Here is a 21,051-nt window from a genome sequence, read left to right as displayed (position 1 = left end):
TGGCGCTCACGCTGTGGCTGACATCGGCCAGGCCATCGCATCAGCTCATCGCATGACTCGCTGCGGTGGCCCGTCCTCGCAGCCAGTTGATGCTCGCGAACAGCAGCACCGCGAACACGATCAACATGGTGGCGACGGCGAGGATCGACGGATCGATGGCGTCACGGATACCGCTCCACATCTGGCGCGGCACGGTCTTCTGGTCTGGCCCGCCGATGAAGAGGATCACGATGACCTCGTCGAACGACGTGGCGAATGCGAACACGCTGCCGGTGGCGACAGCGGGGGTGATGAGCGGCAACGTCACGCGCCGGAACGTGGTCCATGGCGTGGCGCCGAGGCCCGAGGCCGCGCGCAGAAGGCTCTGGTCGAACGACAGCAGCGAGGCCGTCACGGTGATGACGACGAATGGCGTGCCCAACGCCGCATGGGCAAGAATCACGCCGGGGTACGAATTCACGAGTCCGAGCGGCGCGAAGATCAGATAGAAGCCCGCCGCCACGACCACGATGGGCACGATCATCGGCGAGATGATGATCGGCATGATGACCGAGCGCAACGGGAACTGCGAACGGCTCAGGCCAAGCGCCGCGAGCGTGCCCAGACACGTCGCAATCAAGGTCGACGCCGCGCCGATGCCGAGGCTGTTGAGCAGGGCTCGCTGCCAGTCGGGGCTGGTCAGCGCCTGCTGGTACCAGCGCATCGAAAAGCCGGTCAACGGATAAGAGAAATAAGAACCGGCGTTGAACGAGAGCGGCACGATGGCGAGAATCGGCGCAATCAGGAAGAACAGCGTGAGCGCGGTATGCAGGCGCACCCAGCGCGCCGCCACACGTTCCGTCAGTACGGTATTGCGTTTGTCCGGCATGGCTTGTCTCCTATGTCGCGAGCAAATCAACCGAAGCGCAGCCGGTCGATGCCGACGATACGGTTGAAGATGAAGTAGAAGACCGCCGTGAAGATCACGAGATACGCCGAGAGCGCGCCCGCGAGTCCCCAGTTCAGTTGCGTATTGGTCTGCATGGCGATGAGCTGGCTGATCATCTCGTCGCCCGCGCCACCGAGCAGCGAGGGCGTGATGTAGTAACCCAGCGCAAGCACGAAGACGAGAAAGCACCCGGCACCTACCCCCGGCAGGGTCTGCGGAATGTACACGCGCACGAACGCCGTGAACGGATGCGCACCAAGCGATTTCGCCGCACGCATATAAACGGGTGGCACGCTCTTCATCACCGAATAGATCGCGAGAATCATGTAGGGCAGCAGCACGTGGGTCATGCCGATCAGCACGCCGGTACGGTTGAAGATCAGCGGCACGGGATGCGTGGTGATGCCCAGGCTCGACAACAGGCTGTTGATGACACCGCCGGGTTGCAGCAAGACGTACCACGCCGTTGTGCGAACCAGCAGCGATGTCCAGAACGGAACGATGACGAACAGCATCAGCCGATTGCTTTGCTTCTCGGGGAGATTCGCCAGCAGCCACGCGACCGGATAGCCGAAGACGAGGCACAGCAGTGTCACGGTAGCGCTGATGGAAATCGTGCGCACGAACGCCGCGCGATACACCGAGGCGTTCTCGGGCAACGCGGCGATGACCCCTTGCGGTGTGACCTGCGCATCCATGCCGGCGAGCAGATAGTCCGGCGTGGGCGAGACGGCGGCACGCTTGAGCAAGCGCCACGTTTCGGGCGAGCCCCAGCGCTCGTCGATCTCGATCAGCGCGGGCTTCCATGCCGGCGGCGCATCGCCGCCGACGGCGCGTGCGGTGCGCATGAGCAGACTGCGAAACTCGGGTTGCGCGAAGTTCATGCGTCGGGCAATGGTGCCGAGCTGCCCGCTTTCGTGCGCTTGTTTCAGACCTGCGGCGAGCTGGGCAAACGTCGCCTCGCCCGGTACGCCGCTGCCGTCCCACGCGTCGAGCGCACGGGCGAGCTGCGGCATCCCGTCGGCGATTTCCTGATTCTGCACACTCCGGGCGAGCAGCAGCGCAATGGGCGCGATGAACGTCGAGAGCAGAAATACGATCAACGGCAACGCGAGCATCAGCGCCCGCATCGACGCGCGCCGTTGCACGCGCCGGTAAGCGGCGAGTCCTTCGGCGCTTGCCGGCGCGTGTGACGTGGCATGAATCGATGCGGGCATATCGGTCATCTCGTGCTGTTAGCCGTTACTGCGTCAGCCAGACCTGGAAACGCTTGTTGATGGCGTCGGCATTGTCGGCCCAGAAGTTGGCGTTGATCTGCACGGCGCGCTTGAAGTTCTCCGGCGCGGTCGGCATATCGGCCAGACGCTGCTTGTCGACCAACGCCACGGCATCCTTGCGCGGCGGCGCATAGGCGATGTACTTCGACAGATCCGCCGACGCCTTCGGTTGTGACGCCGAGACGATGAACTTCGCGGCGGTGTCGGCATGTTTCGCGCCGGCCGGCACGCCCCACCATTCGAAGTCGTAGACCTGCGCGTCCCACACGGCCTTGAAGGGCTTCTTGTCCTTCTTCGCGGCGTCGTCGATGCGGCCGTTATAGGCCTGCACCATCACAACCGCGCCGTCGGCGAGCAATTGCGGCGCCTGCGCGCCGGACTCCCACCACACGATGTTCTTCTTGATCGTGTCGAGCTTCTTGAACGCGCGGTCAACACCGGCGGGCGTGGCAAGTACCTTGTACACGTCCTTCGGATCGACACCATCGGCGATCAACGCCCACTCCATCGTGACCTTGGGCGACTTGCGCAGCCCGCGCTTGCCCGGGAATTTCTGCAAATCGAAGAAGTCGTTGACGGTGCTCGGTGCGGTTTTCAGCTTGCTTGTGTCGTACGCATAGATGGTGGACCACACCATACTTGCGACCGCACACTCGCTGATCGAGCCGGGGATGAAGTCGCTGGTCTTGCCGAGCGACTTCTTGTCGAATTTCTTGAGCAACCCTTCGTCGCAGGCCGTGATCGCGTCGTTGGTTTCGAGGTCGATCAGATCCCACGTGGTGTTCTTCGCCTGCTCCATCGCCGAGAGCTTGGCCAGGCCGCCATCGTACGATTCCGTCGCGAATGTCACGCCGGTGGCTTGCGTGAACGGCTCGAACCAGGCCTTCTTCGCTGCCGCTTCGAAGGCGCCGCCGAAAGTCACCACACTGAGCGTTTCCGCAGCGTGCGATGTGACGGCCGCGAACGCGAGTATGGCGAAGGCGGCGCAATGAGTTTTGATGGGAGTGCGCATGTCAATTGGCTCCTGCAGGTGCGGTCAAGATGAGGGACGGGGAAGGCGCGTTGGGAGAGTGGATCGTTTGCGCCGTGCGCGGCGCGCAGGCGGCGAGAATCTTGCAGTCGTCATGACGCCAGGCGACGTCGATGGTGTCGCCGGCACCGGGCAGTGCATGACGCTGCGTGTTGGGGACTTTCACGACGATGGCGTCGTGCGAGCCGAGTGTGAGGTGCACGCGATGGTGATCGCCGCAATACACGATCTCGTCGACACGTGCCCGCACGACGTTGTTCTGTTGGTCGCCGTTCGGAAGGCCGTCTGCCCCAGGGATGTGGGCGCGTTCGGGGCGCAGCGCGAGCATCGCATCGTCACCGGCGCTCAACCCTTGCTCGCAGCGACCGCGAATCATGCTGCCGTCCGACAGCGCAAGCGTCGCCCAACCTTCGTGCACGCTCACGACATGGCCGGTCAATCCGTTGTTCTCGCCGACGAAATTCGCGACGAATGCGTTCTGCGCGTTCTCGTAGAGTTCGCTCGGCGGCGCCGCTTGCTGAATGCGTCCGTCGGAGAACACGGCCACGCGATCCGACATCGTTAGCGCTTCGGCCTGATCGTGGGTCACGTAGACGATGGTGAGCGACAGTTCCCGATGCAGCCGCATGATTTCGTATTGCATCGTTTCGCGAAGGCGCTTGTCGAGCGCGCCGAGCGGCTCGTCCATCAGCACGACGCTCGGCTCGAACACCAGCGCACGCGCGAGCGCCACGCGCTGTTGCTGCCCGCCGGAGAGTTGCGCGGGGCGCCGGTTGGCGAGGTGCGACAGCTCGATCATGTCCAGGGCGCGTTTGACGCGGACGTCCTGTTCGGCACGGCTCACGCGCCTGACGGAGAGCGGAAAGGCGACGTTCTGCGCAATCGTGAGATGCGGGAACAGGGCGTAGTTCTGAAACACCATACCGATATCGCGGCGATGCGGCGGCTTGTCGTCCAGACGCTTGCCGTCCAGGCGAATCTCGCCGTGGGTGGGCGACTCGAAGCCCGCGAGCATCATGAGCGTGGTCGTCTTGCCCGAACCGGAAGGGCCGAGCAGCGACAAGAACTCTCCCTTGCGCACATCGAGGTTCAGGTCGTCGACGACGCATTGCACGCCGTCATACGACTTACTCACGCCCGAGAACGAAATGAAGGATGGATTCGACATCGTGATTGCGTCCTGTCTTCGAAACTTAGGGCTGTGCCAGCTTGGCAGCCAGATAGCGTGCGAAATCGTAGTTCGGGCGCTCCAGCCGGCTCAGATGGCCGGGCTTCGCGAGGGGTGCATGCACGCCTCGGAACACGGCCTCCACACCGCGCCGGTCTTCGGCGTTCACTTCGTCGAGCAGCGCTTTGAGCGTGACCATATGGGCGTTGGCTGCTTCGTCGGCAATGAACTCGGGCGAGAGGCCGCCGCCGAAGCGGATATGCACCCGGTCAACGCCTCGGGGCTGGAGCACGAGATACCAGAAGTACCCAGGGGTGAGCGTGACGAGGTGCGTCGGGTAGATGGCGAGCAGCGCCGTCGTCTTGCGCCAGTGGCCTTCGAGCCGCGTGTTATCCGGATGCGCGTTGCCGATGGGCAGCGTCGCTTCCTTGGTGATCCAGTGGTAGTTGAACGCCGGGTGACCCGGCGGGCACTCCATTTCTTCGAGCTTCGAATGGGGGCCTACCGTGGCGCGGTGCAGCATCGGCAGGTGGTAGCTCTCCATGAAGTTTTCGGCAAGGATTTTCCAGTTGGTGTCCCAGACGTGTTCTTCATAGAAAGTTTCGATGTAGTCGGTCATGCCGTACGGCGCGATCAACTCGGTGAGCCCGGCGAGCTGTGTGCCGATGGGTGGCGCATCGTTATCGAGCGTCACGTAGATCCAGCCTTGCCATTGCTCGCAGCGAATCGCGGGCAGTTGATAGCGCTCTTTGCAGAAACCGGCTTGCTGATCCATCATCGGCGCGCCCTTGAGCTTGCCGTCGAGCGAATAATTCCAGGCGTGATAAGGACACACGATTCGTCTGACGTTGCCGCGCCCTTCGAGCAGCACTGACATGCGGTGCAGACAGACGTTGGACATGGCGCTTAGCTGCATCTGCTCGTCGCGCACCACCACGATGGGCTGATCGCCGATCTGCGCGCTCAGGTAGTCGCCGGGCGCGGCGAGGACGCTTGCGCGGCCGACGCATTGCCATTCGTGTGCAAAGATGTCGCGCTGCTCCCTCGCGAGAAATTCGGGCGATGTGTACACACCGGGTGGCATGGCCCGTGCGTCGTCGAATGGGCGTTCGCCACCGGTACGCAGTGCGTCGATGAGCGATTGCCCTGCGGTCGTCCCAGTCTGGTCAGCCATGAAGCCCTCCGTTCATTCGCCGGAACGCTTCAGGCAACGTCGCAAGCCCTGGCGCACCGCATTCAACATGAACATCAATCTATCAAGCCAAATTGCCAGCCAAAATATTGTTTTTGGATACAGGGCAAAGGTTTTCCCTATGCAGTCTGTTTTGCACCGTTGCCCTGTGCGTCACTGCGACGACAGGTGCAGGCGCCGGATGTCGTTCTCGCAAAAGGCCGCGAAGCGCTCCACGACCCGGCGCGGCTTCATCGTGCGCGATTGCGCGATGCCCAGCATGGTGGCGTTGACGTTGTCTTTGAAGCGCTTGATGACGAACTCCTCGCCGTCCACCGTGCGATTCGATTTGAGCGGGAAATTCAGCAGGCTATAGCCCAGTCCGTTTGCCACCATGCCGCGCACCACTTCCGGTTGCGAGGATCGGAATGCGGGGACGGGGCGGTTGCCGACAGCGTCGAAGAGCGCGGCAAAATACTCGCGGCTGTGCGGCAGATCGAGCATGACATAGGGCTCCGGCAACAAGTCGGCCAGCGACACCTTGCGTGCGCGGGCGAGCCGGTGCGTGCGGGGCAGGATGGCGTAGGGCGGCAGCGAGAGCAGCGGCGTGAAGGCGATGTCCTCGCTCAGATCGAGGCTGTACGTGAGGACGATATCGAGCGATCCGTCGTGCAGGCCGCGCAGCAGCCCGTCTTGATGTGCTTCCACCGTACGAAAGGAGATGCCGGCGTGCTCTTCCGTAAAGCGGCTGATGAGACCCGGCATCAGCGGCGGCGCGAGCGAGGCAAGACAACCCAGCGCAATGGAGCCGGTCATGCCGCCGTCCATCTCCTTGGCGGCCATTTGCAGTTCTTCGGCGGTCTTGAGCAGGTTACGTGCCTGCCCCAGCAGATCGCGCCCCGCTTGCGTGAGCGATAAGCCGCTCGCGTGATGCCGGATGAACAACTGCACGCCGAACGACACCTCGAGATCCGCGAGCGCGGTGGAAATGGACGGCTGCGAAATATGCAGCCGCCGGGCTGCGGCAGTGAAGGACAGGACTTCCGCTGTGACCACGAAATAGCGCAGTTGGCGCAGCGAGTAGCGCAGGGGCTGATTGTCCATCGGCATCGCTCCATTGGGCAGCATGGTTCGAAGACATTGTGAAACCGAAAAAAAAGTCTGCATAGTCAAATCCGATGCCCTGCATTTTTTAAATATATTTTTCGGATTCTGTCGAGGCGCGTAGATTGCCGCGAATGACCCACCCCTACGGGTCGTTGGAATCAATCTGCCTTCGGAAGGACGCAAGCCATGACAGTGCATACAACGTCAATCGATACGCTCGTCGTCGGCGCCGGGCAGGCCGGCGTGGCGATGAGCGAGCATCTGAGCAAGCTCGCCGTGCCCCATCTCGTGCTGGAGCGCTCGCGTATCGCGGAGCGCTGGCGCACCGGACGTTGGGATTCGCTCGTAGCCAATGGCCCGGCGTGGCACGACCGGTTCCCCAACATGACGTTTACGGGCGTCGATCCCGATGGCTTCGCGCCGAAAGAGCAGGTGGCGGACTATTTCGTCGACTACGCCCGAAAGATCGAGGCGCCTATCCGCACGGGTGTCGAGGTAACCAAGGTCGTGCGCAACACGGGCCGGCCGGGATTCACCGTGGAGACCTCGGATGGCACGATCGAAGCGCAGCGTGTGGTGGTGGCGACCGGGCCGTTCCAGCGTCCCGTGATTCCGCCGATTGCGCCCAAGGACGCGCGCCTCACCCAGATCCACTCGGCCGACTACCGCAACCCGGAGCAACTGCCGCCGGGTCACGTGATCGTGGTGGGCGCCGGGTCGTCGGGCGTGCAGATTGCCGACGAACTGAACCGCGCCGGGCGGCAGGTTTATCTGTCGGTCGGCCCGCACGACCGGCCGCCGCGCGGCTATCGCGGACGCGACTTCTGCTGGTGGCTGGGGGTGCTCGGCGAGTGGGATGCCGAAGTCATGCGCCCCGGCAAAGAACACGTGACCATCGCGGTAAGCGGCGCGCGCGGGGGGCATACGGTGGATTTCCGGCGTCTGGCGCACGAGGGCGTCACGCTCACGGGCCTGACGCAATCGTTTGAGAACGGCGTCGCCCGGTTTCAGCCCGATCTCGCGGACAACATTGCCCGTGGGGACGAAAACTATCTGTCGTTGCTCGACGCGGCCGACGCCTATGTCGCGCGCAACGGCCTCGAACTGCCCGAAGAGCCGGAGGCACGCGTCATTCCCGCCGATCCGGCGTGCCTCACGCACCCGTTGCTCGAACTCGATATGGAAAAGGCGAACGTGACGTCGATCATCTGGGCCACCGGCTACGCCGTTGATTTCGGCTGGCTGCAGGTCGACGCCTTCGACGACAACGGAAAGCCCAAACATCAACGCGGTGTCTCGAAAGAGCCGGGCGTGTACTTCCTCGGGTTGCCGTGGCTTTCGCGCCGCGGCTCGTCTTTCATCTGGGGGGTGTGGCACGACGCAAGACATATTGCGGACCACATCGCCACCCAACGCAAGTATCTCGCCTACTACGACACGCCAACGAACGAAGGAGCCCATCCATGAGCCAGCCTACGCATACCCGTATCCGCATGTTCAACACCAAGGATACGTACCCGAATCAATCGCTCGATAACGACCTGTGTCAGGCCGTGCGCGCAGGCAACACGGTCTACGTGCGCGGTCAGATCGGTACCGATTTCGAAGGCAATCTGGTGGGGCTGGGCGATCCGCGCGCGCAGGCCGAGCAGGCAATGAAAAACGTCAAGCAGTTGCTCGAAGAGGCGGGCAGCGACCTGTCGCACGTGGTCAAGACCACGACTTACCTGACCGACGTGCGCTTTCGTGAGCCGGTCTATCGTGAAGTGGGCAAGTGGCTCAAGGGCGTGTTTCCGATCTCCACCGGACTCACGGTGGTCGCGCTGGGACAGCCCGAGTGGTTGATGGAAATCGACGTCATCGCGGTGATTCCCGAGGGATGGGCGCCGTCCGGTGCATAAGGAGCGCATATGACTTTCTCTATCGTTGGACGGTGCGCGCGCACCGGGCAGCTCGGCATCGCGATCAGTTCGTCGAGCATCGCCGTGGGCGCGCGGTGTCCGTGGCTGCGTGCGAACGTCGGTGCGGTCGCCACGCAAAACGTCACGCTGCCCGCGCTGGGGCCGCAAATTCTCGACTGCCTCGCACAGGGCAATATCGACCCGGCGACGGCGTTGAGCCGCACCCTGGCCGAGAGCGAGTGGAGCGAGTATCGGCAGGTCACGGTGATCGATGCGCAAGGTCGCACCGCGTTTTTCAGCGGCGATCAGGCGTTAGGCACCTATCATGCCGTAGCGGGGGCGCAATGCGTCGCGGCGGGCAACATGCTGACGAGCAGCGAGGTGATCGAAGCGATGGTGCCGGCGTTCGAGAATACGCCCGGCGCGCTGGCCGATCGATTGCTGGCCGCGATGCATGCCGCTATCGCCAGCGGTGGAGAGGCCGGGCCAGTGCACTCGGCAGCGTTGAAGATCGTGGGCGATCTGGTGTGGCCCATCGTCGATCTGCGGGTCGATTGGGCAGACGACGATCCTATCGGCAAGCTCGATGGCCTCTGGCAAGCCTATCGGCCACAAATGCAGGACTACATCACCCGTGCCCTGAATCCCACGGCCGCGCCTAGTTACGGAGTGCCGGGCGATGAATGACCTGTCGAGCCGCGCGCTGCTCGAACGGTTGATCGGATTCGCGACCGTGAGCCGCGATTCCAATCTGGCGCTGATCGAGTTCATTCGCGATTACCTCGCGCAACACGGGGTGCAAAGCGAGCTGTTCTATAACGACGAGCGTACCAAGGCCAATCTGTTCGCCACCATCGGCCCGCGAGATCGCGGCGGGATTGTGCTCTCGGGGCACACCGACGTTGTGCCGGTCGACGGTCAGGCGTGGAGCGTCGACCCATTTCGTCTCGTCGAGAAAGACGGACGGCTTTACGGCCGCGGCACGGCGGACATGAAAGGATTTCTGGCGTCGGTGCTCGCGGCGGTACCGAATTTTGTCGAATGCGAATTGCAGATGCCCGTGCATCTTGCTTTCTCATACGACGAGGAGATCGGGTGTCTCGGTGTGCGGCCCATGCTTGCCGAGATCGCGAAGCGCCCGCACAAACCGGTGCTGTGTCTGATCGGGGAGCCCACGGCGCTCAAGCCAGTGCTGGGCCACAAAGGCAAACTGGCGATGCGCTGCTGTGTGAAGGGCGCGCCGTGCCATTCCGCGTATGCCCCTTATGGCGTCAACGCGATCCAGTACGCCGCGCGGCTCATCAACTGTCTCGAGGACATTGGCGATGAACTTGCCGATCCCGAGTATCACGACACGCGCTTCGATCCGCCTTACTCCACGGTGCAAACGGGCGTTATCAAAGGCGGACGGGCGTTGAATATCGTGCCCGCCGAATGCGAGTTCGATTTCGAAGTGCGCGCATTACCGGGCTTCGATGCGAATCGCGTTGCCGAGGCCTTGCAACGCTACGCCGATGAGGACTTGCTGCCCAAGATGCAGGCGGTGAAGCCGGACACCGGCATCCGTCTCTTTCCGCTCTCGGCTTATCCGGGGCTGGCGACGCCGCCCGATAGCGACGCCGCACGTCTGCTGGCGATGTTGTGCGGATCGGACGAGTTCGGCACGGTCGCCTTCGGCACCGAGGGTGGCCTGTTCAACGAAGTGGGTATCCCGACGGTGGTTTGCGGCCCTGGGAGTATGGATCAGGGGCACAAGCCCGATGAGTTCGTGAGCATCGAACAACTCGAGGGCTGCGATGCGATGCTGCGTCGCCTCGCGCAGTACCTGACGACGGCGCGGTAATACGCCGCGCTGAGTACCCACGCCGGCGCGTCAGGGCTTCGCGTCCGGCGTCGCGAAAAACACCATCTCGACCTGCTTGAGAAGCGCCGGGCCGAACGCCTCACCACCCACTTCCGGGGCGATCAACTGCATCAGTACGGGCGAGCCGGGCGGCGGATGCAGCGCGTGCACGAGCAGACAGAAATACATCTCCGGATGCTCCGCGCGCACAACGCCTGCCTGCATGCCCTGAGTGATCAGCGGTTCCATGCACTCGTACACCGGCATGACCAGATGCCGGTGCAGGACCGCCCCACGCTCGCCGGTCTCGGACGCGTGTTGCGAGATGAACTGCTTGTGCTCCGGGTGATCGATGGCATGCACGGCGACGATCGAAATCGCTTCCTTGAGGCGGTCCGTCACGGGTCGCGACGTGTCGAGCGAGAGCGCACGCAAGCGTTCGCCGGGTTCCACAAGTGCGGCTTCGAGGGTGTCGACGCATGCCCGCCATAACTGCTCTTTCGAGCCGAAATGCACGCGTACGAGGCTGGCGTCGACCTTCGCTGTGCGAGCGATGCCGCGCAGGTTGGCGCCGTCGTAGCCGAACTGTGCGAAGGCGTGGATGGCAGCGCTGAGCAACGCGGCGCGGCCATCGGGCAGGTGTTTGGGGCGTCGGCCCCGGGTTATCGGTGTGGCTGTCATCTTCGGGCTGCATCCTGCGCGGGGCGTACCGCCGGCGCAGCCGCTTCGGACGCCTGCGCCAGTGTCGCCGGCGCCGGCGACGCGGGTTTGGCGGCATCCGCCGCCGGTTCCGGCGGCACCCCCATCGCGTAAAACAAGAGCGCAGTATCCGACAAACGCGCACCGGTTGCACGCACTGTCGTCATATAGGCGTTCCAGTACTGCTGCTCGCGCCCGCGCGCGGCCGAGACGGGCAGGGCGCCCAGACGTACGCGCGCCGCCGTGTCGCGATAGATTTGCTCGGCCGCCGCACTCGAATTGTCGGCATGCAGCAGCGACGTGTTATCCGCTTCGAGCGACGCCAGGGTATCGGCGACATTCCGGAACGCAGTGAGCACCGTCTGCTTGTACTGGTCGACGGCAGCCTCGTACGTGGCCTGCGCCGCACGACGCTGCGCCAGCAATGCGCCGCCATGGAAGATCGGTTGCGTGACCGATGCCGCCACACTCCATATCGACCCGGCGTTGGACATCACCGTGGCCCAGTTGAAGCCGCCTTTGCCGAGAGACGCGCTGAGCGACAGGCTCGGGAACATCTGTGCCGTCGCCACCCCCACTTCGGCCGATGCCGCCTTGAGCGCCATCTCGGCCGCTTGAATATCAGGACGCGATTGCAGCAGCGTCGATGGCACGACGACCGGCACCCGATCCGGCACCTTCAATTCCCCCAACGGCAGATCCTCGGGCGCCTGATCTGGGGTGCGGCCGAGCAACACGGCCAACGCGTGACGGGTGGATTGATGCTGGGCGCGCAGACCCGGCAGCGATGCAGCGAGCGATTCGGCGTTCTGCGCGGAGGCCAGCGCGTCGGCACGCGAGACGGCGCCGAGCGTTTCACGTCGCGCCATATCGGTGGCATCGGCCTGTGCGAGTTCGACGAGCCGCCCGGTCGCCTTGACCTGCGCCCCGAGCACCGAAGCCCCAATGGCGCCGGAGACGATGTTCGCAGCGAGCGCCTGCCGTGCCGATTCGAGCTGGAACGCCTGTTGATCGACCTGAGCGGCCAGCGACGCATTGGCAAAGCGCGACGCGCCAAAGAAGTCGAACGTGTAGCGGGCCTGCACTTGCCCCACGAACATGTTGTACAGCGCGGTGGGCGGTCGGATATTCGGGATGCCCAGGTTGCGCTCACGTGCGGCTTCGCCGCCGATATCGATCGACGGGAAGAGCGACGAGCCGATCTGTGCCTTCAACTGCTCGCGGGCAGCCTGCAACGCGTGGTCGGCTGCCGATAGACTGGGGCTGTTGCGCAGCCCTTCATCGACCAACGCATCGAGTTTGTCCGAGCGGTAGGCGTGCCACCACGCGCGCACGGGCTGGGCACTGGCGTCGAACTGCTGCGATGCGCCTTGTGCCGTGACCGTGCGCGCCGGCACGGCGCTTGCCCCATAGTGGGCGGGCGAGGGCATGGCCGGCGGTTTGTCGCCGGGGGTGAACGCGCAGGCGCCGAGCCAGAGCGGCAGGATCGGCGCGAGCGGCGCGCACCAGCGCAGGGCGCGGCGCGGGGTCATGAGCGGTCTCCTTGCAAGCTGCCGGAGGGCGCGTTGGCGGCATGCGGCTCACGTTCGTCGTGGCGCACGCGGAACGCCGCAGCGTACAACGCCGGCAGGAAAAACACGGTCAGGATGGTGGCGCTGGTGATGCCTCCCATCAGCGCGGTGGCCATCGGGCCGAAGAAGTTGCTGCGCAGCAGGGGAATCAGGGCCAGCACGGCCGCCGCAGCGGTGAGCGTGATCGGCCGGAAGCGTCGCACCGTGGCGCTCACGATCGCGTCGAAGCGCGGGTGTCCGGCGGCGATGTCCTGCTCGATCTGATCGACCAGAATCACCGAGTTACGCATGATGATCCCGAACATGGCGATCACGCCGAGCATTGCCACGAAGCCGAAGGGCTTGCCGAACAACAGCAGTGTCGCCACCACGCCGATCATGCCGAGCGGCGCGGTGAGCACTACGAGCATGGTGCGCGCGAAGCTCTGGAGCTGGATCATCAGCAGCGTGAGCACCACAATGATCATGATCGGCATTTGCGCCATGATCGACGATTGCCCCTTGCCGGACTCTTCGACCGATCCGCCGATCTCGATGCGATACCCTACCGGCAGCGCGCGGCGAATGTCACCGAGTTGCTTGTAGACGGCCTCGGTCACGTCGATCCCTTGCTTGCCGGGACGCACGTCCGAGCGCACGGTGAGGGTCGGTTGACGGTCGCGCTCCCAGATCACGCCATATTCCAGATCGTTGACCACAGACCCAAGTGTGGCCAGCGGTACCGGACCGTTCGGCGTGGGCATGGCAAGCGTGGCGAGCTTCGCGGGGTCGACGCGTTCGGCTTTCGGCGCGCGCAACGTGATCGAGATCAGCTTGTCGCGCTCACGGTATTGGCTGATGTCGTAACCCGTGAGGGTCATGGCGATGAAGTTCGAGATGTCCGTCGAACTCACGCCCAGCGCGCGGGCCTTCTGCTGATCGACTTCGAAGCGTACCGAGCGCTGCGACGGCTCGTCCCAGTCGAATTGCACGTCCACGGTGTCGCCGTTCGCCCGCATGACGTCCGCGACTTGCTCGGAAATCTTGCGCACCGTGCCGATGTCGTCGCCGCTCACGCGGAACTGCACCGGAAAGCCGACCGGCGGCCCATTTTCCAGTCGCGACAGACGCGTGCGCACGCCGGGCATGGCGTCGCGCAACGTCGGCTCGAGCCATTGCGCGAGCGCCTCGCGTTCTTCCACGGATTTGGCGGTGATGACCAGTTGCGCGAAGTTCGGTGTGGGCAATTGCTGGTCGAGCGGCAGGTAAAAGCGGGGGGCGCCTGTGCCGACGAAACTCACCGTGTGGTCGATCTCCTTGCGGCCCTGAAGCAGTTTTTCCAGACGCTCCGTCTCACGAAGCGTCGCCTGATACGAGGCGCCTTCCTGCAAGCGAAGATCCACCATCAGTTCCGGCCGGTCGGAGCTTGGGAAGAACTGTTGGGGCACGAGCGAGAAGCCGGCCATGGAAATCAGGAACAGCACCACGGTAATGACGAGGACGACGATCTTGCGCTCGATACACCATGTCAGCCAGCCGCGCAGGCGGTTGTAGAACTTCGTGTCGTAGACCTCGTGTTCGTGGTCGTCGCCATGATGCGCCTCACGTGGGCGCTCGGGCAGCAGCTTGTAGCCGAGCAACGGAATGAGCACGACGGCGGCCAGCCACGACGCGAGCAGGGCAATGGCCGACACTTCGAAGATCGAGCGCGTGTATTCGCCCGTGCTCGACTTCGCGAGGGCGATGGGCAGGAAGCCCGAGACGGTCACCAGGGTGCCCGTGAGCATCGGGAACGCCGTGCTGGTATAGGCAAAGGCGGCAGCGCGTTTGCGATTCCAGCCCTGCGCCAGCTTCACCGCCATCATTTCGACGGCGATGATCGCATCGTCCACCAGCAAGCCGAGCGCCAGGATCAGCGTGCCGAGCGACACCTTGTGCAAACCGATGTCGAAGATGAACATGAACAGCGAGGTGACGGCGAGTACGACCGGAATCGAAATCGCCACGACCATGCCGGTGCGAAATCCCAGCGAGACGAGACTCACGACCAGCACGATGGCTACCGCTTCGGCCACGGCTTCCAGGAAGTCGTCGACCGAATGCGAGACGGACTGCGACATGCTCGCGACTTCGGTTAGCGTGAGACCGGCGGGCAACTGGGCGCGCAGATCGCCCATCGTGCCGGCCAGTGCCTTCCCGAGGTGAACGACGTCATGCCCCTTCTGCATGGTGATGCCGATGCCGAGGACGGGCTTGCCGCCGAAACGCATCTCAGACACGGGCGGGTCGACATAGCCACGTTTGATCGTGGCAATGTCGCCCAGGCGGAAGGTGCGGTTGTTCACGCGAATGAGCGTGTCGGCGAGTTCGTCGACATTGCGGAACTGGCCGCCAGGTCGCACGACCAGACGGTCGTTGGGCGTGTCGATGGTGCCCGCCGGGGAGACCGCGTTCTGGCTGTCCACCGCCTGTGCGATCTGGCTTGGCGAAATGCCGAGACGTGTCAACTGCGTGTTGTTGATCTCGACGTAGATGCGCTGGTCCTGATCGCCGAAGTAGTCGACCTTCGCCACGCCCGGCACCCGCAGAAGCACGGTGCGCAGGGCGTCGGCGTAGTCGCGCAACTGGGCGGGGCCGAAGCCATCGCCTTGCAGCGTGAAGATGTGCGTGTAGACGTCGCCGAACTCGTCGTTGAAAAACGGTCCTTGTACACCTTGCGGCAACGTGTACGCGATATCGCCGACTTTCTTGCGTACCTGGTACCACTCCTCGGGCACTTCGCTCGCCGGTGCCGAATCCTTCATCGCGAAGAACAGCAGCGACTCGCCAGGGCGCGAATAGCTGCGCTGGAAGTCGATAGCCGGCATCTCCTGGAGCTTGCGCGCGATCCGGTCGGTTACCTGTTCCTGCACTTGTTTGGCGCTCGCCCCCGGCCAGAACGTGCGGATCACCATCACGCGGAACGTGAAAGGCGGGTCTTCCGATTGGGCGAGACGCGAGTAGGCGAGAATGCCGAAAATCGTCGCCATCGCGATCAGGAAGACCACGAGCGAGCGATGGCGCAGTGCCCAGGCCGAGAGGTTGAAGCTGCCCTCTTCGTGGCGGAAGTTCTGCGGTTCGGCGTCGGGGGAGGCGGGGGAATTCTGGGGCACGGGCGGCTTCCCGTCCTGCGTGCTCATGACGCGAAGTCCTCAGCGTGCAGTGGCGGGATCACGCGGACCTTTTCACCGGCCGTGACCGTGTGAACGCCTTGCCAGACAATGCGCTCACCGGGCTGAATGCCGCCTGCGACGGTTACGGTGCGCTCGCCGTAACGCGCGACCTTCACGCGGCGCAAGACCAGCGTGTCGTCTTGCTTGACGACCCACACGGCGGGTTGATTGCCATCGTGGAAGAGTGCGGTCGACGGCAGCGTGATGGGCTGAGCGTCGGCGACGGTCGTCGAGGCCGCCGCACCGGACGCCGCAGCAGGGGCGCCGGTGGTGGCCGTCGCTGGCGAGGCCAACGGTTGCGCGAAGGCGACGTTGGCCGTCATGCCGAGTTTGACATCGGGGCCGGGGGAAAGCAGCGAGAGCTTGGCGCGATAGGTGCGGCTCATCGGATCGGCCGCAGGGGAGACTTCACGCACGCGTGCCTGCCACGTCTTGCCCGGCACGGCGGACAGCGAGACGGTTGCCGTCTGGCCGACGCGCAACGCGCTAAGCGCGACTTCGGGCACATCGGTAATCACGTCGACGTCGCCCGTCCACGCCAGTTGATACACCGCTTGACCGGCGCTCACGTTCTGTCCGGTATCGGCCTGCTCGGCGGTGATGACACCATCGCGATCGGCCTTGAGATTGCCGTAACTCAACTGATCGCCCGCCAATGCCGCTTGCTGACTCGCCTGATTGCGCTGTGCCAGCGCACTCGCGTAAGCGTTCTCGGATTGCTCGAGCTGCGCCGGCGCGATCAGGTTTTCCTTTGCCTGCGCGCGGTCACGCGTGACGGTTTGCGTCGCGTAGTCGAGTTGATGCTGTGCGGCGTCGAGTTGTGCGCGGGCGCTCGCGGCGTTCTTCGAGAGATCCGCCGGATCGAGGCGTGCAACGATCTGACCGGCCTTGACGGCATCGCCGAGTCGCACCGACCGGTCGACGATTTTGCCCGCGACGCGGAACGACAGCGGCGTGGAATAGCGTGCCTCGATCTGCGCGGGCAGCGACGCAATGGGTGTCTGCGCCGTGAGCTTGGCGGCGACGGCCACGACCGGGCGCGGCGGGGCTTCCGGCGGGGCTTTGCGCGAGCACGCAGCCAGGGAGGCAGCGGCGATGACCGTAGTCGCGATGGCCAGCGCGAGCCGGCGGCGGCGTAGTGCAGTGTCGGGCAGAAGGGGCATCATGCGCTCGTGGCTCTCAAAGTGAGGCATCCGGGAGACAGGACAATGGGTTCGCGACACGTTCGCCGGGCAAGCGGAGACAAACGAGCCATCACTGAGCAATGGCACGGGGCTGTACGACCGGCAAAACGGCGCGATCCGGAAAAAATCTACGGGCGATGATATATGGATTGCCGACACCCTGCAACGGGGCATGGCGGGGTTTTTCGATGCCCCTGTGACTATCGATAGGGGCGCGTCATTAGATTGTTTTTGGCGATCGGAGAAAGGCCAACCGTCGAATTATTTTGGAGTACGATCCCAATGGAACGTACACTCGTGGCCTCTCGGCATTGCAGGCAATCGGCAATGTGACGAAGGTGAGGCACCGGGGGTTCGGGGAGTGTTGTTGTCCGGGACAAATCGTTATATCCGAGGAACGTTGTCGCGCGCATTGAGTCGCACTTGGGCCAGTTGCAACGACTGGCGACATCGCAGCGAAGACCCCCGGCATTGCATGACGCAAGCGGCATCGTAAGCTGGCGCCGCCGGCGCGCATTTCGTGCAGACGGTATGGTATTGGCGCGAGAGCTTGACCGAAGTCAAGTGATGGGCATGCCAAAGGGGGCTCACGCAGCAGCAAGTCGCAGGTTCGCGGCTATGCTGGATGTATCCGAAGTTTAACGATTGACGTTAACCGGAGACGGATAAGCCATGACAACACGGATAGCATTGGTTACAGGAGGTATGGGCGGTTTGGGCGAGGCAATCAGCGTGCGCCTTGCGGATGCCGGGTACCGCGTCGCGGTCACCTGTTCGCCCAGGAATCACGACTGCGAGGGCTGGGTCGAGCGCATGCGTGCCACCGGCCGCGATTTTGCCGCATATCGCGTCGACGTTGCCGACTTCGCGTCTTGCGAGGCTTGTGCAAAAGCCATCGAATCCGACACTGGACCGGTGGATATTCTCATCAACAATGCGGGAATCACGCGCGACGCCACGATGCGCAAAATGACTTCCGAGGATTGGCAAGCGGTATTGCGCACCGATCTGGACAGCGTGTTCAACATGACCCGGCCGATCTTTGGCGGCATGGTCGCGCGCGGCTGGGGTCGCATCATCAACATTTCATCGGTCAATGGCAGCCGTGGCGCCTTCGGTCAGGCGAACTATGCCGCTGCGAAAGCGGGCATACACGGCTTCACCAAGGCGTTGGCGCTGGAAGTTGCCAAGTCGGGCGTCACCGTCAACACGATTTCGCCGGGATACCTCGCAACGAAGATGGTCACTGTGGTGCCCCAGGACGTGCTCGAATCGCGCATTCTTCCGCAGATTCCGATCGGTCGGTTAGGGCGCCCGGAAGAAGTGGCCGCATTTATCGCTTTTCTTGTGTCGGACGACGCCGGTTTCATCACCGGCAGCAATCTTGCCATCAACGGTGGCATGCATATGGAGTGACGCGCAGCTGCAGCTAACCTCTTACTTAGGAGAGTCACGATGTTAAAGGAAACGAATCCGGCACTGACGTTGGTCAAACTCGGTACCGCGAGCGCGCTGGGCGCATATGGGATTTTTCTGGAAGCGGCGCAACGTATGCATCAGTTGCAGGCGGAGCGCGACACCGAATTGCTCAAGGCGCATTCGGAAGCGGCCAAGTCGCTTGGTGGCGCGAAAGACTTCAATGCGCTACTCACCGCGCATCTGCAATTGCTTAACGGTCAGATCGCGCAACAGAACGAGTTCTGGCGCGAGTGGCTCGCCGTGTGTGCGAACAATCAACTGCTGTGGGCCGAGCATTGCCGCAAGACCGGCGAAGAACTCCAGCACGGCATGGCTGGCGCAATGACGTTGCCCGACCTGATCGGTGCGGGTACGTCCGCAGGTGAAGCCGCGAAGGCGGCCGAAGCGCCGATGCAGAAGTGGTTCCAGGCGTTCAACGACGCCACGCAAGGGACGATGGATGCCTGGCGTCGCATGTCCACGGAAGCCGCGCAGGCGACCGAGGCGGCGGCGTCACAGCAGTCACCGCTCAACGGTCGTGCGCCGGCCAAGCGCGGCGGCGCCCACGCTCATCGCTCGAGCACGTAAGTACCGGGCGCATCGCCTAGCGCTTGCGCGGGTGGCCAGGGGGCGGCAACGGATTTGCCGCTGCCCTGTGCCAGAAGCCAGGCGTGCCATGCAGGCCACCATGAGCTTTGCATGGCGGGCGTCGCCGCAAACCAATCCTCCGGGGCTCGATAGGCTGCACCTGCGGCCCGCGTCGCCACCCGATGATGACTGTGCGGATGTCCCGGCTCGCAAACCACGCCGACGTTATGCCCGCCCGAGACGAGGGCGAAGGTGAGGTCGCCGTGGTTCAGCAGATGCATCTTGTAGACGGAGCGCCATGGCGAGATGTGGTCGCGCTCGGTCGCCACGACGAACATCGGCGCACGAATATCCGATAGCGCCACCGGCTGCCCGCGGATCTTCAGCGTTCCCGTTGCCAGTGCATTGTTCAAATACAACTCGCGCAGACACTGGCTATGCAGCCTTGCGGGAATACGCGTGGTATCGGCGTTCCACACCGTGAAGTCGGTCGTCTGCGCGGGCTTTCCAAGCAGATAGTCGCTCATGAGCCGCGACCAGATCAGGTCGCGCGAATTGAGCAACTGGAACGTGCCTGCGAGTTGCTCGCCGCCGATATATCCCTGCCGCCACATCATCGCTTCGAGATACGCGACCTGACTCGCGTCGATGAATAGTCCCAGTTCGCCCGGTTCGCTGAAGTCGGTCTGCGCGGCGAGCAATGTGATGCTGGCCAGCGGGTTGTGTCCTTCTCCCTTTCCCTTGTCCCGCGCCAACGTTGCTGCCGCAATGGCGAGCAGCGTGCCGCCAAGGCAATAGCCGCAGGCGTGTACCGGCGCGTTATCCGTCAGGCGGCGCACCTCTCGCAACGCCGCGAGTAGCCCGTCATCGAGATAGTCCTCCAGCCCCCGGTTACGGGCTTCCGGTCCAGGGTTATGCCACGAGACCATGAAGACGCTATGACCCTGCGCCACCAGATAGCGCACAAGGGAGTGCTGGGCTTGCAGATCGAGGATGTAGTACTTCAATAGCCATGACGGCACGATCAGCACGGGTTCGCGCGATGTTTGCGGCTGCGCCGGCGCGTATTGCAGCAATTCGAAATACTCGTTGCGATAGACAACTTTGCCGGGTGTCGCGGCGATCTCGTGGCCGACGCGGAACGCCTGGCATGCCTGCGGTCCCGCCCCCGGTGCGTGGCCTGCCGCTATGTCTTGCAGATCGGACCACCAACGCTGCGCTCCTTTGACGAGGTTCTGGCCGTGTGTCTCACGCACGGCAGAGAGCACTTCAGGATTCAGGTACCAGAGGTTGCTCGGCGAGAAGACGTCGAGCCACTGTCTTGCCATGAAGCGCACTACATCCCGGTGATGCGGATCGACGCCGGGAATCTCTCCGGTCATCTCGTCGACGAAATGCTGGGTGCGCAGGAAACGCTCCCGCCACCACGAGAACGGCAGGTTGTCCCACAGCGGATCGCGAAAACGCCGGTCCGTGTCGGGTGGCCCGCCGGCGCTCGCCGCTTGACTCGCAGCCGGTTTGTCGATGGCGGCAAAGGCCTTGAAGACGTTGAGTCGATGGCCGGGGGCGGTCGCAGCGTGCATGGCCCAATCGGCCCACGCGAGGGCCACGGCGGCGGGTGACACGTTGCCCGTGAAGCGAGCGGTCGCGGCCATCGCCGCCCGGTCCAGATGATCGGTGAACGATGTCAGAGGGGGCGCAGATACCGCTTCCGGCGGGGCCGGGGGTTCTAGCTTTGCGGGACTTGCCGCGGCGACGGACGTCGGGCCGTGCGGTTTGGCACGACGTGTCGGCGGGCGGGTTGTCTTTGGCGCACCCCGTGCGCGCGAAGCGGTCGGCGATTGGGCGGACTTCGACGGGGACGTCTTGGCACTGGGAGCAGGCATGGCGGACTCCGTTCGGGCTTGCCGCCGGCATGAGAGCGCGTGCCATGTG

At 63.8% G+C, this 21,051-nt stretch carries 17 protein-coding genes; 6 read left to right on the top strand and 11 right to left on the bottom strand.

The annotated features are described in order from the left end of the window. Positions 1-40: 40 nt before the first annotated feature. The 6 genes from C266_RS10010 to C266_RS09985 all read right to left on the bottom strand — a co-directional run bounded on the left by C266_RS10010 (position 41) and on the right by C266_RS09985 (position 6,678). Positions 41-868, bottom strand: coding sequence for an ABC transporter permease (locus C266_RS10010; RefSeq protein WP_010807985.1), 828 nt, complete (start codon positions 866-868; stop codon positions 41-43). Positions 869-894: 26 nt separating this feature from the next. Then, positions 895-2,145: an ABC transporter permease gene (locus C266_RS10005; RefSeq protein ID WP_010807984.1), complete on the bottom strand. Its 1,251-nt coding sequence runs from the start codon at positions 2,143-2,145 to the stop codon at positions 895-897. 25 nt (positions 2,146-2,170) lie between these two features. Beyond that, positions 2,171-3,217, bottom strand: coding sequence for an ABC transporter substrate-binding protein (locus C266_RS10000; protein ID WP_010807983.1), 1,047 nt, complete (start codon positions 3,215-3,217; stop codon positions 2,171-2,173). Between the two features lies 1 nt (position 3,218). Next, positions 3,219-4,403 carry an ABC transporter ATP-binding protein gene (locus tag C266_RS09995; RefSeq protein WP_010807982.1) on the bottom strand — a complete coding sequence of 395 codons (1,185 nt, stop codon included), beginning with the start codon at positions 4,401-4,403 and terminating at the stop codon, positions 3,219-3,221. A gap of 25 nt (positions 4,404-4,428) precedes the next feature. After that, positions 4,429-5,577: an aromatic ring-hydroxylating dioxygenase subunit alpha gene (locus tag C266_RS09990; RefSeq protein WP_010807981.1), complete on the bottom strand. Its 1,149-nt coding sequence runs from the start codon at positions 5,575-5,577 to the stop codon at positions 4,429-4,431. A gap of 171 nt (positions 5,578-5,748) precedes the next feature. Next, complete coding sequence (locus C266_RS09985) at positions 5,749-6,678, bottom strand: LysR family transcriptional regulator (RefSeq protein ID WP_010807980.1); 930 nt, start codon at positions 6,676-6,678, stop codon at positions 5,749-5,751. 189 nt (positions 6,679-6,867) lie between these two features. Between C266_RS09985 and C266_RS09980 the strand changes: the two genes are divergently transcribed. Genes C266_RS09980 through argE form a run of 4 tightly spaced genes read left to right on the top strand, consistent with a single transcriptional unit; the run spans position 6,868 to position 10,425 of the window. After that, positions 6,868-8,148, top strand: coding sequence for an NAD(P)/FAD-dependent oxidoreductase (locus tag C266_RS09980; RefSeq protein ID WP_010807979.1), 1,281 nt, complete (start codon positions 6,868-6,870; stop codon positions 8,146-8,148). Continuing rightward, positions 8,145-8,582: a RidA family protein gene (locus tag C266_RS09975; RefSeq protein WP_010807978.1), complete on the top strand. Its 438-nt coding sequence runs from the start codon at positions 8,145-8,147 to the stop codon at positions 8,580-8,582. Before C266_RS09980 ends, C266_RS09975 begins: the two co-directional genes overlap by 4 nt. Positions 8,583-8,591: 9 nt before the next feature. Beyond that, positions 8,592-9,269 (top strand): DUF1028 domain-containing protein, encoded by a 678-nt coding sequence (locus tag C266_RS09970; protein ID WP_010807977.1) that lies wholly within the window; start codon positions 8,592-8,594, stop codon positions 9,267-9,269. Further along, positions 9,262-10,425 (top strand): acetylornithine deacetylase, encoded by a 1,164-nt coding sequence (gene argE, locus C266_RS09965; protein ID WP_010807976.1) that lies wholly within the window; start codon positions 9,262-9,264, stop codon positions 10,423-10,425. Before C266_RS09970 ends, argE begins: the two co-directional genes overlap by 8 nt. 30 nt (positions 10,426-10,455) lie before the next feature. Here the strand turns inward: argE and C266_RS09960 are convergent, their stop codons facing one another. The 4 genes from C266_RS09960 to C266_RS09945 are packed head-to-tail and all read right to left on the bottom strand — an operon-like array spanning position 10,456 to position 17,049. Continuing rightward, on the bottom strand, positions 10,456-11,106 hold the full coding sequence (locus C266_RS09960) for a TetR/AcrR family transcriptional regulator (protein WP_010807975.1): 651 nt from the start codon (positions 11,104-11,106) through the stop codon (positions 10,456-10,458). Continuing rightward, positions 11,103-12,656, bottom strand: coding sequence for an efflux transporter outer membrane subunit (locus C266_RS09955; RefSeq protein ID WP_010807974.1), 1,554 nt, complete (start codon positions 12,654-12,656; stop codon positions 11,103-11,105). The genes C266_RS09960 and C266_RS09955 overlap by 4 nt, the downstream gene beginning before the upstream one ends. Further along, on the bottom strand, positions 12,653-15,853 hold the full coding sequence (locus C266_RS09950; protein WP_010807973.1) for an efflux RND transporter permease subunit: 3,201 nt from the start codon (positions 15,851-15,853) through the stop codon (positions 12,653-12,655). Before C266_RS09950 ends, C266_RS09955 begins: the two co-directional genes overlap by 4 nt. Then, the gene (locus C266_RS09945) at positions 15,850-17,049 is read right to left on the bottom strand and encodes an efflux RND transporter periplasmic adaptor subunit (protein ID WP_051126227.1); all 1,200 of its coding nucleotides are present in this window, start codon (positions 17,047-17,049) and stop codon (positions 15,850-15,852) included. The genes C266_RS09950 and C266_RS09945 overlap by 4 nt, the downstream gene beginning before the upstream one ends. Positions 17,050-17,742: 693 nt before the next feature. Here C266_RS09945 and phbB point away from each other — a divergent pair. Further along, positions 17,743-18,486: an acetoacetyl-CoA reductase gene (gene phbB / locus C266_RS09940; RefSeq protein WP_010807971.1), complete on the top strand. Its 744-nt coding sequence runs from the start codon at positions 17,743-17,745 to the stop codon at positions 18,484-18,486. A 39-nt stretch (positions 18,487-18,525) separates the two neighbouring features. Next, positions 18,526-19,116, top strand: a complete 591-nt coding sequence (locus C266_RS09935; protein ID WP_010807970.1) for a phasin family protein — start codon at positions 18,526-18,528, stop codon at positions 19,114-19,116. Here the strand turns inward: C266_RS09935 and C266_RS09930 are convergent. Continuing rightward, positions 19,098-21,002: an alpha/beta hydrolase gene (locus C266_RS09930; protein ID WP_081636238.1), complete on the bottom strand. Its 1,905-nt coding sequence runs from the start codon at positions 21,000-21,002 to the stop codon at positions 19,098-19,100. The genes C266_RS09935 and C266_RS09930 overlap by 19 nt on opposite strands. Between the last annotated feature and the right edge of the window lie 49 nt (positions 21,003-21,051).

This window comes from Pandoraea sp. SD6-2 (assembly GCF_000389825.1).
GTDB classification, from domain to species: Bacteria; Pseudomonadota; Gammaproteobacteria; order Burkholderiales; family Burkholderiaceae; genus Pandoraea; species Pandoraea communis.
This window is presented reverse-complemented; position numbering and strand designations above follow the sequence as displayed.

What these genes read in the sequence shown, in the direction of transcription:
- C266_RS10010 (WP_010807985.1), bottom strand. Translation starts at nt 868, where the DNA reads ATGCCGGACAAACGCAATACCGTACTGACGGAACGTGTGGCGGCGCGC.
- C266_RS10005 (WP_010807984.1), bottom strand. Translation starts at nt 2,145, where the DNA reads ATGCCCGCATCGATTCATGCCACGTCACACGCGCCGGCAAGCGCCGAA.
- C266_RS10000 (WP_010807983.1), bottom strand. Translation starts at nt 3,217, where the DNA reads ATGCGCACTCCCATCAAAACTCATTGCGCCGCCTTCGCCATACTCGCG.
- C266_RS09995 (WP_010807982.1), bottom strand. Translation starts at nt 4,403, where the DNA reads ATGTCGAATCCATCCTTCATTTCGTTCTCGGGCGTGAGTAAGTCGTAT.
- C266_RS09990 (WP_010807981.1), bottom strand. Translation starts at nt 5,577, where the DNA reads ATGGCTGACCAGACTGGGACGACCGCAGGGCAATCGCTCATCGACGCA.
- C266_RS09985 (WP_010807980.1), bottom strand. Translation starts at nt 6,678, where the DNA reads ATGGACAATCAGCCCCTGCGCTACTCGCTGCGCCAACTGCGCTATTTC.
- C266_RS09980 (WP_010807979.1), top strand. Translation starts at nt 6,868, where the DNA reads ATGACAGTGCATACAACGTCAATCGATACGCTCGTCGTCGGCGCCGGG.
- C266_RS09975 (WP_010807978.1), top strand. Translation starts at nt 8,145, where the DNA reads ATGAGCCAGCCTACGCATACCCGTATCCGCATGTTCAACACCAAGGAT.
- C266_RS09970 (WP_010807977.1), top strand. Translation starts at nt 8,592, where the DNA reads ATGACTTTCTCTATCGTTGGACGGTGCGCGCGCACCGGGCAGCTCGGC.
- argE (WP_010807976.1), top strand. Translation starts at nt 9,262, where the DNA reads ATGAATGACCTGTCGAGCCGCGCGCTGCTCGAACGGTTGATCGGATTC.
- C266_RS09960 (WP_010807975.1), bottom strand. Translation starts at nt 11,106, where the DNA reads ATGACAGCCACACCGATAACCCGGGGCCGACGCCCCAAACACCTGCCC.
- C266_RS09955 (WP_010807974.1), bottom strand. Translation starts at nt 12,656, where the DNA reads ATGACCCCGCGCCGCGCCCTGCGCTGGTGCGCGCCGCTCGCGCCGATC.
- C266_RS09950 (WP_010807973.1), bottom strand. Translation starts at nt 15,853, where the DNA reads ATGAGCACGCAGGACGGGAAGCCGCCCGTGCCCCAGAATTCCCCCGCC.
- C266_RS09945 (WP_051126227.1), bottom strand. Translation starts at nt 17,049, where the DNA reads ATGCCCCTTCTGCCCGACACTGCACTACGCCGCCGCCGGCTCGCGCTG.
- phbB (WP_010807971.1), top strand. Translation starts at nt 17,743, where the DNA reads ATGACAACACGGATAGCATTGGTTACAGGAGGTATGGGCGGTTTGGGC.
- C266_RS09935 (WP_010807970.1), top strand. Translation starts at nt 18,526, where the DNA reads ATGTTAAAGGAAACGAATCCGGCACTGACGTTGGTCAAACTCGGTACC.
- C266_RS09930 (WP_081636238.1), bottom strand. Translation starts at nt 21,002, where the DNA reads ATGCCTGCTCCCAGTGCCAAGACGTCCCCGTCGAAGTCCGCCCAATCG.